13 protein-coding genes are annotated in these 11,687 nt (G+C 65.8%); 7 read left to right on the top strand and 6 right to left on the bottom strand.

Features of this window, described 5'->3' with window-relative positions; all coding sequences use genetic code 11:
* The first annotated feature begins 20 nt into the window (after positions 1–20).
* Positions 21–458 carry a peptidoglycan-binding protein LysM gene (lysM, locus tag GJV37_RS18755; protein ID WP_037018714.1) on the top strand — a complete coding sequence of 146 codons (438 nt, stop codon included), beginning with the start codon at positions 21–23 and terminating at the stop codon, positions 456–458.
* Between the two features lie 46 nt (positions 459–504).
* Here the strand turns inward: lysM and yrfG are convergent, their stop codons facing one another.
* Positions 505–1,167, bottom strand: a complete 663-nt coding sequence (gene yrfG / locus GJV37_RS18750; protein WP_024767009.1) for a GMP/IMP nucleotidase — start codon at positions 1,165–1,167, stop codon at positions 505–507.
* Between the two features lie 126 nt (positions 1,168–1,293).
* On the opposite strand from yrfG, the gene nudE reads away from it, so the two are divergent.
* The 6 genes from nudE (at position 1,294) to GJV37_RS18720 (ending at position 6,541) form a co-directional block, all read left to right on the top strand.
* A complete protein-coding gene (gene nudE / locus GJV37_RS18745) occupies positions 1,294–1,860 on the top strand; it encodes an ADP compounds hydrolase NudE (RefSeq protein ID WP_037015903.1) in 567 nt (188 codons plus the stop codon).
* Positions 1,860–2,678 (top strand): 3'(2'),5'-bisphosphate nucleotidase CysQ, encoded by an 819-nt coding sequence (gene cysQ / locus GJV37_RS18740; protein ID WP_141678545.1) that lies wholly within the window; start codon positions 1,860–1,862, stop codon positions 2,676–2,678. The genes nudE and cysQ overlap by 1 nt, the downstream gene beginning before the upstream one ends.
* 33 nt (positions 2,679–2,711) lie before the next feature.
* Positions 2,712–3,524 carry a bifunctional DNA-formamidopyrimidine glycosylase/DNA-(apurinic or apyrimidinic site) lyase gene (gene mutM / locus GJV37_RS18735; RefSeq protein WP_054907793.1) on the top strand — a complete coding sequence of 271 codons (813 nt, stop codon included), beginning with the start codon at positions 2,712–2,714 and terminating at the stop codon, positions 3,522–3,524.
* Between the two features lie 95 nt (positions 3,525–3,619).
* On the top strand, positions 3,620–4,198 hold the full coding sequence (locus GJV37_RS18730) for a lysophospholipid acyltransferase family protein (protein WP_170858025.1): 579 nt from the start codon (positions 3,620–3,622) through the stop codon (positions 4,196–4,198).
* Between the two features lie 83 nt (positions 4,199–4,281).
* On the top strand, positions 4,282–4,620 hold the full coding sequence (locus GJV37_RS18725; protein ID WP_170858024.1) for a multidrug transporter: 339 nt from the start codon (positions 4,282–4,284) through the stop codon (positions 4,618–4,620).
* Between the two features lie 73 nt (positions 4,621–4,693).
* On the top strand, positions 4,694–6,541 hold the full coding sequence (locus GJV37_RS18720; protein ID WP_037007758.1) for a Na/Pi cotransporter family protein: 1,848 nt from the start codon (positions 4,694–4,696) through the stop codon (positions 6,539–6,541).
* An 11-nt stretch (positions 6,542–6,552) separates the two neighbouring features.
* Here the strand turns inward: GJV37_RS18720 and GJV37_RS18715 are convergent, their stop codons facing one another.
* The 5 genes from GJV37_RS18715 to GJV37_RS18695 form a co-directional block, all read right to left on the bottom strand.
* Positions 6,553–8,256, bottom strand: coding sequence for a gamma-glutamyltransferase family protein (locus tag GJV37_RS18715; RefSeq protein ID WP_169889072.1), 1,704 nt, complete (start codon positions 8,254–8,256; stop codon positions 6,553–6,555).
* A gap of 123 nt (positions 8,257–8,379) precedes the next feature.
* A complete protein-coding gene (locus GJV37_RS18710) occupies positions 8,380–8,631 on the bottom strand; it encodes a YfhL family 4Fe-4S dicluster ferredoxin (protein ID WP_024767002.1) in 252 nt (83 codons plus the stop codon).
* A gap of 134 nt (positions 8,632–8,765) precedes the next feature.
* Complete coding sequence (gene coaD, locus GJV37_RS18705; RefSeq protein WP_024767001.1) at positions 8,766–9,245, bottom strand: pantetheine-phosphate adenylyltransferase; 480 nt, start codon at positions 9,243–9,245, stop codon at positions 8,766–8,768.
* 244 nt (positions 9,246–9,489) lie between these two features.
* Complete coding sequence (locus GJV37_RS18700) at positions 9,490–11,079, bottom strand: GMC family oxidoreductase (protein WP_170858023.1); 1,590 nt, start codon at positions 11,077–11,079, stop codon at positions 9,490–9,492.
* Positions 11,080–11,118: 39 nt separating this feature from the next.
* Positions 11,119–11,664: a hypothetical protein gene (locus tag GJV37_RS18695; protein WP_024766999.1), complete on the bottom strand. Its 546-nt coding sequence runs from the start codon at positions 11,662–11,664 to the stop codon at positions 11,119–11,121.
* Positions 11,665–11,687 lie beyond the last annotated feature (23 nt).

The following is an 11,687-nucleotide window of genomic DNA, read 5'->3' as shown; positions in this document are numbered from 1 at the left end:
TAACCGTAGGGAGGTTGGAAATGGGCATTTTTGCGTTCGTGAAGGAAGCCGGCGAAAAGCTGTGGGAAAGCATCGTGGGCCAGGAGGCGCAGGCCGCCGAATCGCTCAAGGACCACATCGCCAAGGTGGGCCTGGGCAACCCGAACATCCAGGTCAGCGTCGAGGGCGACAAGGTGATCGCCACCGGTGAAGTGGCCAGCCAGGAAGAGAAGGAGAAGATCCTGCTGGCGCTGGGCAACGTCGCGGGCGTGTCGGGTGTGGAAGACCACATCACCGTCGCTACGCCGGCTGCCGAGGCGCGTTTCGTCACCGTGAAGAAGGGCGATACGCTCAGCGCCATCGCCAAGGCGGAGTACGGCAACGCCAACCTCTACAACAAGATTTTCGAGGCGAACAAGCCGATGCTCAGTCATCCGGACAAGATCTATCCCGGCCAGGTGCTGCGGATTCCGGAGTGATGTCCCCGAGCCCGGCCCAGTGCCGGGCTCGTTGTTTCTGCGCCCCTCACAAGCCTTCGAGCAGTGCCCGGTAGTCTTCCTGGGCAGCGAATTCCTCGGTGTCCTTCGGCCCCTGGCGGCTGTCGGGCTGGCGTACTGCAAGCAGATGGCCGATGCCGAAGGTCCGCGCCGCGCGCAGGATCGGCAGGCTGTCGTCGATGAAAAGGCTGCGCGCCGGGTCGAAGTCGACGTCCGCACGCAGTGCCTGCCAGAACTGCTGGTCTTCCTTGGGGAAGCCGTAGTCATGGGAGCTGATCAACCGATCGAGCCAGGGCGCCAGCTCCACTCGTTGCATCTTCAGCGACAGCGAATCGCGGTGCGCATTGGTGATCAGCACCGCGCGCCTGCCGTGCTCGCGCAGTTGCGCAAGGAAGAAATCGGCGTCCGGACGCAGTGCGATCAGGTGGGCGACCTCGCGCTTGAGGTCCATGATCGACAGCTTGAGCTCGCGGCTCCAGAAGTCCAGGCAATACCAGTTGAGCAGCCCGGCGTTGTCACGGAACAGCGGCAGCAGTTCGGCATCGGCCTGGGCGCGGCTGATGCCGTGGTGCTCGGCGTACCGTTGCGGCAGGTGTTCGAGCCAGAAGTGGTTGTCGAAATGCAGATCGAGCAGGGTGCCGTCCATGTCGAGCAGGACGGTATCGATCCGGTTCCAGGGCAGGCGTGGCATGCTGGGCTTTCGCAAAAGGGTGTCGCAATTGCGCCGCCGATGGACGGAATCGGCGCGATATCTGACACGGAGAATCGGAAAAGGCGGGTTATCATAGCCGACCCGGCCACCCCCAGGAGTCGCCCCATGCGTCAGAAACCCACGGTCCTCGCTCGAGAGATCGTTGCCAGAAGCCGGCTTTTCGCCGTCGAGGAGCTGCAGTTGCGCTTCTCCAATGGCGTCGAACGGACCTACGAGCGCCTGGTTGGCAAGGGGCAGGGCTACGGTGCTGTGATGGTGATCGCCATGCTCGACGGCGAGCACGCCGTGCTGGTGGAGGAGTACTGCGCCGGGGTCGACGAATACCAGCTTTCGTTGCCCAAGGGCCTGGTGGAGCCGGGTGAGGACATCCTCGACGCCGCCAACCGCGAGCTGAAGGAAGAAGCCGGTTACGGCGCCCGTCAGCTGGAATACATCACCGAGCTTTCCCTGTCGCCCGGCTACATGAGTCAGCGCATCCAGGTGGTGCTCGCCCGTGACCTCTACGAAGAATCGCTGCCCGGCGACGAACCCGAGCCCATGGGCGTGGACAGGATCAGCCTGCGCGAGCTCTCCAGCCTCGCGCAGAATGCCCAGTTCAGTGAAGGGCGTGCCCTGGCCGCGCTCTACCTGGTGCGCGACCTGCTGACCCAACGAGGGGAGTTCCAGCCGTGATGAATGCCTTCCTGCCTGCCGTGATCGACCTGGTGCACAAGGCGGGCGATGTGATCCTGCCGTTCTGGCAGGGCGACCTGGATGTCCAGAGCAAGTCCGACGAATCGCCGGTGACCGCCGCCGACCTGGCCGCCCACCGCCTGCTGGCCGACGGCCTGCGCGCGCTGGCGCCGGATGTGCCGGTGTTGTCCGAGGAGGATTGCGACATTCCCCTGGAGCAACGGGCCCAGTGGAGCCGCTGGTGGCTGGTGGACCCGCTGGACGGCACCAAGGAGTTCATTTCCGGCAGTGACGAATTCACCGTCAACGTCGCGCTCATCGAGCACGGGCGCGTGATCTTCGGCGTAGTCGGTATCCCCGCCAGCGGCCGCTGCTACTACGGTGGTACCGGCCTTGGCGCCTGGCGCGAAGAGCGTGGCGGCGAGCCCGAGGCCATCGAGGTACGCAGCAGCCCGGAAGATGTCTTTACCGTGGTGGCCAGCAAGCGCCATTCCAGCCCGCAGCAGGAAAGCCTGCTGTCCGGCCTCGCGCAGCGCTTTGGCGACCTGAACCTGGCCAACATCGGCAGTTCGCTGAAGTTCTGCCTGCTCGCCGAAGGCTCGGCGGACTGCTACCCGCGCCTGGCGCCAACCAGCCAGTGGGACACGGCAGCCGCCCAGGGTGTGCTGGAAGGCGCCGGCGGCGAGGTGCTGGATACCAAGGGCGAGCCTTTTACCTACGAGGCGCGGGAAGGTTTTCTCAACGAGTCCTTCCTGGCGCTGCCCAAGGCGGCCGAATGGCGCGACGATCTGATCCAGCTGGCCCGCGCGCTGGACTGAACCTACAGAAAAGCTCCTACGCAGTAGTGATCCATGCCCGAATTACCTGAAGTCGAAACCACCCGCCGGGGCATAGCGCCCCATCTCGAAGGCCAGCGCGTCAGCCGCGTGGTCGTCCGTGAGCGTCGTTTGCGCTGGCCGATTCCCGAGGACCTCGACGTACGTCTGTCCGGGCAGCGCATCGTGCAGGTGGAGCGGCGTGCCAAGTACCTCTTGCTCAATGCCGAAGTGGGCACGCTGATCAGCCACCTGGGTATGTCCGGCAGCCTGCGCCTGGTGGAGTGCGGCACGCCGGCAGCGCGCCACGAGCATGTGGATATCGAGCTGGAATCAGGCATGGCGCTGCGCTACACCGACCCGCGCCGCTTCGGTGCGCTGCTCTGGAGTCTGACGCCGCTGGAACATGAACTGCTGCGCCACCTGGGCCCGGAGCCGCTGACCGACGCCTTCGAAGGCGAGCGACTGTTCCAGCTGTCGCGCAACCGCAGCATGGCGGTGAAGCCCTTCATCATGGACAACGCTGTGGTGGTCGGGGTGGGCAACATCTACGCCACCGAGGCGCTGTTCGCCGCCGGCATCGACCCGCGCCGCGAGGCGGGGACCATCTCGCGGGCGCGCTACGTGAAGCTTGCCCAGGAGATCAAGCGAATCCTTGCCATTGCCATCGAGCGCGGCGGTACCACGCTGCGCGATTTCGTCGGCGGCGACGGCCAGCCCGGCTACTTCCAGCAGGAACTCTTCGCCTACGGGCGCGGTGGCGAACCCTGCAAGGTCTGCGGCTCGACCCTGCGCGAAGTGCGCCTCGGCCAGCGCGCCAGCGTCTACTGTCCGCGCTGCCAACGCTGAGGCCGCGGGGCTGCCGTTAAGCTGCCGCCCCGATCTGCCACTCCACCTTCTGCCATAACAACAATGGCCCCCGACGAAGGGGCTACAGGTGATTCATGTCCGGTAACTATCTGCCCCGCAACCCATTCGCCGAGGCACTCGGCCACAGTATGCTGCGCGTGGCCGGCTGGCGTATCGAAGGCGCGTTGCCGCCACTCGACAAGTTCGTGGTGATCGGCGCGCACCACACCTCCAACTGGGATTTCGTGTTGTTTCTCGCGGTCAAGTTCGTGCTGCGGCTGAACGCCCGCTGGTTCGGTAAGCACACCCTCTTCCGCGCGCCCTTCGGCGCACTGATGCGCCGCTGGGGCGGCATCCCGATCCAGCGCCATCTCAAGCTGAACACGGTGGACCAGGCAATCCAGGCCTTCCGCGACAACCGCGAGATGATGCTGATCCTCTCCCCGGAGGGTACGCGGCGGAAGGTCGAGCGCTGGAAAATGGGCTTCTACCACATCGCTCGCGGGGCGGACGTGCCCATTGTGCTGGCGGCGCTGGACTATCCCGGACGACGCATCGTCATCGGCGAGCCGTTCTGGCCCACGGGCGACGAGTCTGTCGACTTGCGCCGGATGCTGGCGTTCTACCGGCCGTTCGTGCCGAAAAAGCCTGAATACGCATTCTTCGGTGATTGAAGGCTGTCACGCGACAAGTCATGGAGCGCTGTTATAGTTATGGCAGTCTGCCTGCCCAACTACACAAAAAAGGACTTCCCTCCATGACTCTGTTCCGCACCGCCGCCACTGCAATGGCCCTGGTCTGTGCATTTTCGGTGTTGCCGGCTGTTGCTCAGGAAGAAGTGAGCAATGTCAGCGGCGATCCGACGTACGTCGTCGATGCTCCGCCGTTCTACTCGATGATGGGTGACCTGCTGATCGCTCGTCCGCTGCTGATCGCCGCCACCGTGGTGGGCACCGCTGCTTTCGTGGTGACCCTGCCATTCAGCGCGGCCGGCGGCAATATCAAGGAAGCTGGCCAGGCGCTGGTCGTCGATCCGGGCAAGGCCGCCTTCGTGCGCTGCCTGGGCTGCACCACCAGCGGCTACAAGAAAGACTGATCCGTCGTCCCGTTCCGGGGCGGCTTGGCCGCCTCGCCGGCCCGGCTTGCCGGGTGAGTCCTGTGGGTAGACCATGAACCTGAGCGGCCTGAAGAAGCACCTGCGTCCGCTGCTTCTGCTGCTGGTCGCTATAGTCCTGGGCTACACCTTCTGGTCCAGTGCCGGCCTGCTGCAGTTGGGAGCGGGCCTGGCGCTGTTCCTGTTCGGCATGCAGTGCCTGGAAGAAGGGCTGCGCGATCTTGCCGGCAGCCAACTCGAACGCTGGCTGGAAAAGAGCACCGCGACGCGTGGCAAGAGCCTGCTGTTCGGCCTCTTCGGCACCTTCCTGCTGCAATCCTCGACGTTGGTTTCGCTGCTCACCATCGCCTTCATCAGCACCGGGCTGATCCAGCTGGCGGGGGGAATCGCGATCCTGTTCGGCGCCAACCTGGGCGCCACCAGCGGTATCTGGCTGCTGGCACTGGCCGGGCAGAATCTCAGCCTGAGTCCGCTGGCGCTGCCATTGCTGGTGTTCGGCATCCTGCTGGGTTTCAACGGCGCCAAGAGCAAGGCCGCCGGGCGCATCCTGCTGGGGATCGCCTTCATCTTCCTGGGCATCGACCAGATCAAGGAAGGCTTCCAGAGCTTCGGCGATGCCATGGACATGAGCGAGCTGCGTGCCGAAGGCATGCTCGGCGCACTGCTGTTCGTGACCTTCGGCCTGCTCATCACCGTGGTCCTGCAATCCAGCCACGCCACGCTGATGCTGACCCTGGCAGCCCTGGCCGGCGGGCAACTGGAGCTGGGCCAGAGCCTGGCCATCGCCATCGGCTCGAACGTCGGCAGCAGCGTCACCACGGCCTTCGTCGGCTCCCTGGGCGGCAATCGCAGCGGGCAGCGGCTGGCGCTGGCCCATGTACTGTTCAATGTCGTGACCGGGGTGCTGGCCTTCCTGCTGTTGTCGCCCTTGACCTGGCTGGTGCACTGGCTGGTGACGCCGCTGGGCCTGGCGGACAACCCGATGATCCAGCTGGCGCTGTTCCATACGCTGTTCAACGGCATGGGCGTGGCGTTGTTCTGGCCGTTGCAGGGCGCGTTGGCCAATGCCCTGGTGCGCTGGTTGCCGGAAGTGGAGGAGCCGGCCGTGCTGATCACCGACATGGCGCCGGCCATGCCGAGCATCGAGCGCACCCATGCGCGCTACCTCAACGAGCGCGCGCTGGATTCCGCCGATGCCGCTGCCAGCGCGGTACTCCAGGAACTCCGACATCTCGGCCGGTTGAGTATCGAGGTGATCTGCCACGCGCTCTACCTGCCGGTGGACATGCTCAGCCAGCCGCGCATCGACGAGAACGAGCTGCGCGCGGCGCCCGACCGCCATGCGCTGGGCGCGGAAGTGCTCTACCAGCGCCATATCAAGGGAGTTTATGGCGATCTGCTGAGCTTCATGGGGCGCCTCGAAGTCCCTCTGGACGAGGAACACCAGCGCTTCTGGCTGTCCTGCCAGGTGGTGGCGCTACAGCTGGTGGATGCCGTGAAGGACGCCAAGCATCTGCAGAAGAACCTGGGGCAGGCTCTGCAGGGCGAGCCTTCGGTGCTGCGCGATACCTATGTCGAGCTGCGCCGGCATCTGATCGCGATGCTGCGGGAAGTACGTGCGCTGGGTTCGCTGATTGGCGGCGATCTACCGCAAGAGGCGCTGGCGGCACGCCTGCAGCTGCTCGACGAAAGCGCCGCCGAATTCGACGGTGCCTTCCGCCAGCGTCTGTTCGCTGCGGTGCGCCGGCACGAGCTGGATGGCCTGCAGATGAGCTCGCTGATGAACGACCTGGGCTACGTCAGCCGCATCATCCAGAGCCTGCGCAATGTGCTGCAACTGGGCACCGAGCATGGCCTGTTCGAGCCGGGCGAGGACGAAGCGCCCGGCCTCATCCTGCCCTGAGGAATTCCTGGTCAGCGCAGCGGTGCCGCCAGTTCGGTGGCCAGGCCGATGCCGCGCGGATCGCTGGCGGACTGCACCTCGCCGGACTTCTTGTTCCACAGCAGGACCTGCTGGTTGCCATAGGCGCGACCCACATCCTTGAGCGTGTAGCCACGGCGCTGCAGGTCGGCCGCTTCGGCAGCGCTGAAGGCGCGTGGTTCGTGCTCGATCACGTCCGGTAGGAACTGGTGGTGGTAGCGCGGCGAAGAGACCCAGCGCGGCACCGGCTTGCCGTCCAGGTAATCGAGCATCGCCAGCAACACCATGCTGGGAATCCGGCTGCCGCCGGGCGTGCCGAAGGCGGCCAGCTCGGTGGGGCTTTCGATGAAGCTCGGGCTCATGCTCGACAGCGGGCGCTTGCCGGCGGCCACCGCGTTGGCCTGGCTGCCGGCCAGCTGGTAGGCGTTGGCGCCGCTGACGTCGGTGGCGAAGTCGTCCATCTCGTCATTGAGCAGCACGCCGGTGCCGGGCACGGTGAAGGCTGCGCCGAAGGGCAGGTTGACCGACAGCGTGGCAGCAACGGCGTTGCCGTCGGCGTCCATTACCACGAAGTGGGTGGTGTGATCGCCCTCGCGCCAGGCGGGCGCGGGTGGCAGCGAAGAGCTGGGCGTGGCGCGTTGCGGATCGATGCCGGCGGCCAGGCGCTTCAGGTAATCCGGTGCGAGCAGTTGGTTGACCGGGTTGGCGACGCGGTCCGGGTCGCCCAGCAGGCCACGGTCGCGGTAGGCGCGGCGCAGGGCTTCGACGACGTAGTGGACGCGCTGCACGGGTTCGGCCTTCTGCCAGGGCAGCTGCTGCAGCATGCCCAGGCTCTGCGCGAGGGCGACGCCACCGGCGGAGGGCGGCGGGGCGCTGATCAGTTCCTTGCCGTCGGCCAGCGGGTAGCGCAGCGCCTGGCGCTCGACGGTGCGGTAGCTGGCGAGGTCCTCCAGGCTCCACACGCCACCGGCGGCGCGCACGCCTTCCACCAGCTTCTGCGCGGTCTCGCCTTCGTAGAAGCCGATGCGACCATAGCGCGCGAGTTTCTCCAGGGTGTTGGCCAGTTGCGGCTGGCGCATCAGGCTGTATTCCTCGGGCAGGTTGCCCTGGTCGAGGAAGATGCGCGCCGTCTCACGGTCCTGGCGCATCGCGTCGAGACGCCAGGAGGCGCGGTCGATGTAGACACGGTCGATGGACACGCCATCGGTGGCCAGGCGGATCGCCGGCACCAGGTTGTTCGCCAGGGTCTTGCGGCCGTAGCGGCTGGTGATGTCCGCCAGGGCGGCGGGCAGGCCGGGGATGCCGGCGGCCAGAGGGCCGTTGAGCGACAGCTGCGGATCGACCTTGCCGTTGCGCTCGTACATCCGCGCGTGAGCGGCCAGTGGCGCGCGCTCGCGGGCGTCGATGAAATGGTAGGTCGGCGGGCTGCCGGCCTTGCGCAGCAGGAAGAAACCGCCGCCGCCCAGGCCTGAGCCGTAGGGTTCGGCCACCGCCAGCGCGGCGGCGATGGCCACGGCGGCGTCGAAGGCGTTGCCGCCGTCGGCGAGTGTTTCAAGGCCCGCGACAGTGGCGGACGGATGCGCCGTGGCGACGCTGGCCTGGGCCGGGTGTTCCGCGGCGTGCAGCGCGAAGCTGAGCAGCAGCAGGCTGCAGAAGCCGAGCAGGGAGGCGCGGGAGCGGGAGTTCAACGAGGACATGGCATCTCACGAACCGCCGGCATTGCCGGCTGGAAAACCAAATGGGGCGAAGGTGGAGGATAGACAATCCACGGCGCCGCAGGTTTGTGAGAACTCAATGAAAAAGTGTCGAATCGCGCGAAGTCAGGCCTTGCCGGTGAGCTTCTTGTACTTCTCCATCAGCTCTTCCTTGCTCTCGACATGGGTTTCGTCGAGGGGAATGCAGTCGACCGGGCAGACCTGCTGGCACTGCGGCTCGTCATAGTGGCCGACGCATTCGGTGCACAGGTTCGGGTCGATGACGTAGATCTCCTCGCCCTGGGAGATCGCGGCATTGGGGCACTCGGGTTCGCAGACGTCGCAGTTGATGCAATCGTCAGTGATTTTCAGGGACATCGATACAACTCCAACCAGGGCGGCTGCCATGGCGATCGGTAGCAACAAGGATGAAATTGTGCCGTATCGGCGCGCGCAGTGCACGCAGTCAGGGAGTCTACTGACGGAAACCGCCATCCTTGGCGGCGTGCGGATCAGCGCTTGAAGCGCTCGGCCAGGGCGCTGGCCACCGCGGGATGGACGAATTTGGTGATGTCGCCGCCCAGGGCCGCGATCTCGCGCACCAGGGTGGAGGAGATGAAGGAGTACTTCTCCGACGGCGTGAGGAACATGCTTTCCAGGTCGGGTGCGAGCTGGCGGTTCATGTTGGCCAGCTGGAACTCGTACTCGAAATCCGACACCGCGCGCAGGCCGCGCAGCAGGATGTTCGCATTCTGCTCCTTGGCGAAATGCGCGAGCAGCGTGGAGAAGCCGACGACTTCTACATTGGGCAGGTGCGAGGTGACCTGGCGGGCCAGCTCGACGCGCTGTTCCAGCGGGAACAGGGGATTCTTCTTGGGGCTGGCGGCGACGGCAATGATCACCTGGTCGAACAGTCGCGAGGCGCGTTCGACCAGATCGGCATGGCCTTTGGTGATGGGGTCGAAGGTACCCGGGTACAACACTCGATTCATCGCGGCGTCCTGGTCGGCTCTTGTTGGCAGGCGGGTGCAATAGCGGGCGGATGGTAACGCAGCATGTCCGTGGGGCCAAGCGACCTTGGTAGTGCTTCCGTGAGCGGACTACCTGAGATTGGCGGCGAGAGACCCATGAGTCACGCACAAGCCCCGTGCCAGAGCCCGTGCGCGGATTTTTGCGCGGCAAGCCAGGTAGGAGCGAGCTAGCTCGCTCCTACGAAGAGCAATTGCGCAGGGAGCGTCAACCCAGCCGCTTGGCCAGGGCGTCGGCCAGTTGCGCGGTGAGGCCGTAGACCGAGAGCTGCGGGTTGGCGCCGATGCTGGTGGGGAACAGCGAGCCATCGTGGATCGACAGGTTCTCCAGCTGGTGGTGGCGGCCGAGGCTGTCGCACACCGACTGCTTCGGGTCCTCGCCCATGGCGCAGCCGCCCATCACGTGGGCACTGCCCAGGCGGGTGCGGTACAGCTCCAGGCTCAGGCTGTCGATCAGCTCGTGTGCTTCCCTGGCAGTCTTCACGTAGCCGGCGTCGGCGTGCAGCGGCAGCACGGCCTTGGCGCCGGCGGCAAACTGGATGTCGGCCATGGTGTGGAAGGCGCGGCGGATACCGTCCCAGGTGTAATCGGTCATCTGGTAGTCGAGCACCGGGGTATCGTCACCGCGCAGGCTGACGGAGCCCACTGCGCTGTCCGGATGGAAGCCGTCGCGCATCAGCGCGAGGATCACGTTGGTGTGCGGCAACTGCTCCATGCGCAGCGCATTGTCTTCGCCGAAGCGGCCGAGCAGGGTGGCGCTGAGCGCCGGTTGCAGCGGCGGTACTTCCAGCTTGTAGGACATGCGTCCGGTGGCGCCGTCGTCCCATTGGAAGTGGTCGGAATAGATCGACTGCGGTGCGCCGTAGAACGGGTTGATCACTTCGTCGAACAGGGCGGCGCTGAAGTTCACCGTGTGCAGGAAGGTGCGCTGGCCGACGCGGCCGTTCGGGTCCGGCGCCTTGGAGCGCAGGAGGATCGCCGGGGTATTGATGCCGCCGCCGGAGAGCACGTAGTGACGCGCCTTGATGGTGATCTTGCGGCCGGTGGGGGCGACGCAGCGCTCGTCCATGGCCGAGCATTCCAGGCCGCTGACCTTGTTGCCGTCGAGCAGCAGGCGGTCGGCGCGGGCGAGGAACAGCAGTTCGCCGCCTTTCTCCAGGGTGGCCGGAATGGTGGTGACCAGCATCGATTGCTTGGCATTGGTCGGGCAGCCCATGCCGCAGTAGCCGATGTTCCAGCAGCCACGGACGTTGCGCGGGATGACCTTCCAGTGCAGGCCGAGCTTCTCGCAGCCGTTGCGGATCACGTCGTTGTTGGCGTTGGGCGGCATGATCCAGGGCGCGACGCCCAGGCGCTGTTCCATCTTCTCGAACCAGGGCGCCATTTCGGCGACGCTGTGGCCCTTCACGCCGTGTTCCTTGGCCCAGTGTTCCAGGGTCGGCTCGGGGGTGCGGAAGCTGGAGGTCCAGTTGACCAGGGTGGTGCCGCCCACGGCGCGGCCCTGGAGAATGGTGATGGCGCCGTCCTTGCTCATCCGGCCGATGCCTTCCTGGTACAGGTTCGGGTAGGCGTCAGCTTCCTGCATCTTGAAGTCGCTGCTGGTCTTGAGCGGGCCTTCTTCCACCAGCAGCACCTTGTAGCCGGCGGCGCTGAGGGTTTCGGCAGTGGTGCCGCCGCCGGCGCCGGTGCCGACGATCACCACGTCGGCCTCCAGGGTCAGGTCCTTGTCCAGGCGCGAGCCGTTGTGGACTTTCCAGCCGCGGGCCAGGCCCTCGGCGAACAGATCGGGTACGGGCATCGGAAATCTCTCAGGCGAATTCTTGTTGTTCTGGCGAAATCAGATTTTCGGCGGGCCGGGATAGCCGCAGTGGCCCCAGGATTCCGGGCGGCTGTACCAGGCCATCATCACCAGTTGCAGTAGCGAGCTGTGGCCCATCTTCAGCAGGGAGATGAAGCTGTTCTGCCAGCGGTTCAGGAAGTTCTGCACATCCTGCGCGCTGGCGTTGTCCCAGCTGCCCCAGATGCCGGTGAGCGGCCCGCGGGTGATCGGCAGGGCGAGCACGTCGAACAGTTGCACGGTGAGCTTGAGCATTTCCGGGGAGAGGTGGTTCAGGCTGTTGTCCAGGCTCTGGAGGGTGCCTTTGACCGCCTCGGCCATGCGCTCGGCGGGCACGGCGCCGGCCAGCATCACCGGGATCAGCGCGCGCAGGAACGGCAGGTCGGAATCGCGCAGCACGGCAAAGCCATTGGCCGGAGTGCTGGCGGAGCAGCCGCTGAGGCTGGCGGTAACGCCCGCCGTGGCGAGGAAGGCCCCGCCCAGCAGGCCGATCTTGAGCACGCCGCGCCGGGAGAGTCCCGGCGCGCTCAGGGAGGTGTCTGTCATTCTTGTTTTTTCACCTGTGTCTT

This window comes from Pseudomonas nitroreducens (genome assembly GCF_010994165.1).
Lineage (GTDB): Bacteria > Pseudomonadota > Gammaproteobacteria > Pseudomonadales > Pseudomonadaceae > Pseudomonas > Pseudomonas nitroreducens.
The sequence above is the reverse complement of the archived record's forward strand: the minus strand, read 5'-3'. Positions and strand labels throughout refer to the sequence as shown.

Bases quoted from the DNA above. Each gene is read 5' to 3' on its own strand.
- lysM (WP_037018714.1), top strand. From the start codon at position 21: ATGGGCATTTTTGCGTTCGTGAAGGAAGCCGGCGAAAAGCTGTGGGAA.
- yrfG (WP_024767009.1), bottom strand. From the start codon at position 1,167: ATGCCACGCCTGCCCTGGAACCGGATCGATACCGTCCTGCTCGACATG.
- nudE (WP_037015903.1), top strand. From the start codon at position 1,294: ATGCGTCAGAAACCCACGGTCCTCGCTCGAGAGATCGTTGCCAGAAGC.
- cysQ (WP_141678545.1), top strand. From the start codon at position 1,860: ATGAATGCCTTCCTGCCTGCCGTGATCGACCTGGTGCACAAGGCGGGC.
- mutM (WP_054907793.1), top strand. From the start codon at position 2,712: ATGCCCGAATTACCTGAAGTCGAAACCACCCGCCGGGGCATAGCGCCC.
- GJV37_RS18730 (WP_170858025.1), top strand. From the start codon at position 3,620: ATGTCCGGTAACTATCTGCCCCGCAACCCATTCGCCGAGGCACTCGGC.
- GJV37_RS18725 (WP_170858024.1), top strand. From the start codon at position 4,282: ATGACTCTGTTCCGCACCGCCGCCACTGCAATGGCCCTGGTCTGTGCA.
- GJV37_RS18720 (WP_037007758.1), top strand. From the start codon at position 4,694: ATGAACCTGAGCGGCCTGAAGAAGCACCTGCGTCCGCTGCTTCTGCTG.
- GJV37_RS18715 (WP_169889072.1), bottom strand. From the start codon at position 8,256: ATGTCCTCGTTGAACTCCCGCTCCCGCGCCTCCCTGCTCGGCTTCTGC.
- GJV37_RS18710 (WP_024767002.1), bottom strand. From the start codon at position 8,631: ATGTCCCTGAAAATCACTGACGATTGCATCAACTGCGACGTCTGCGAA.
- coaD (WP_024767001.1), bottom strand. From the start codon at position 9,245: ATGAATCGAGTGTTGTACCCGGGTACCTTCGACCCCATCACCAAAGGC.
- GJV37_RS18700 (WP_170858023.1), bottom strand. From the start codon at position 11,079: ATGCCCGTACCCGATCTGTTCGCCGAGGGCCTGGCCCGCGGCTGGAAA.
- GJV37_RS18695 (WP_024766999.1), bottom strand. From the start codon at position 11,664: ATGACAGACACCTCCCTGAGCGCGCCGGGACTCTCCCGGCGCGGCGTG.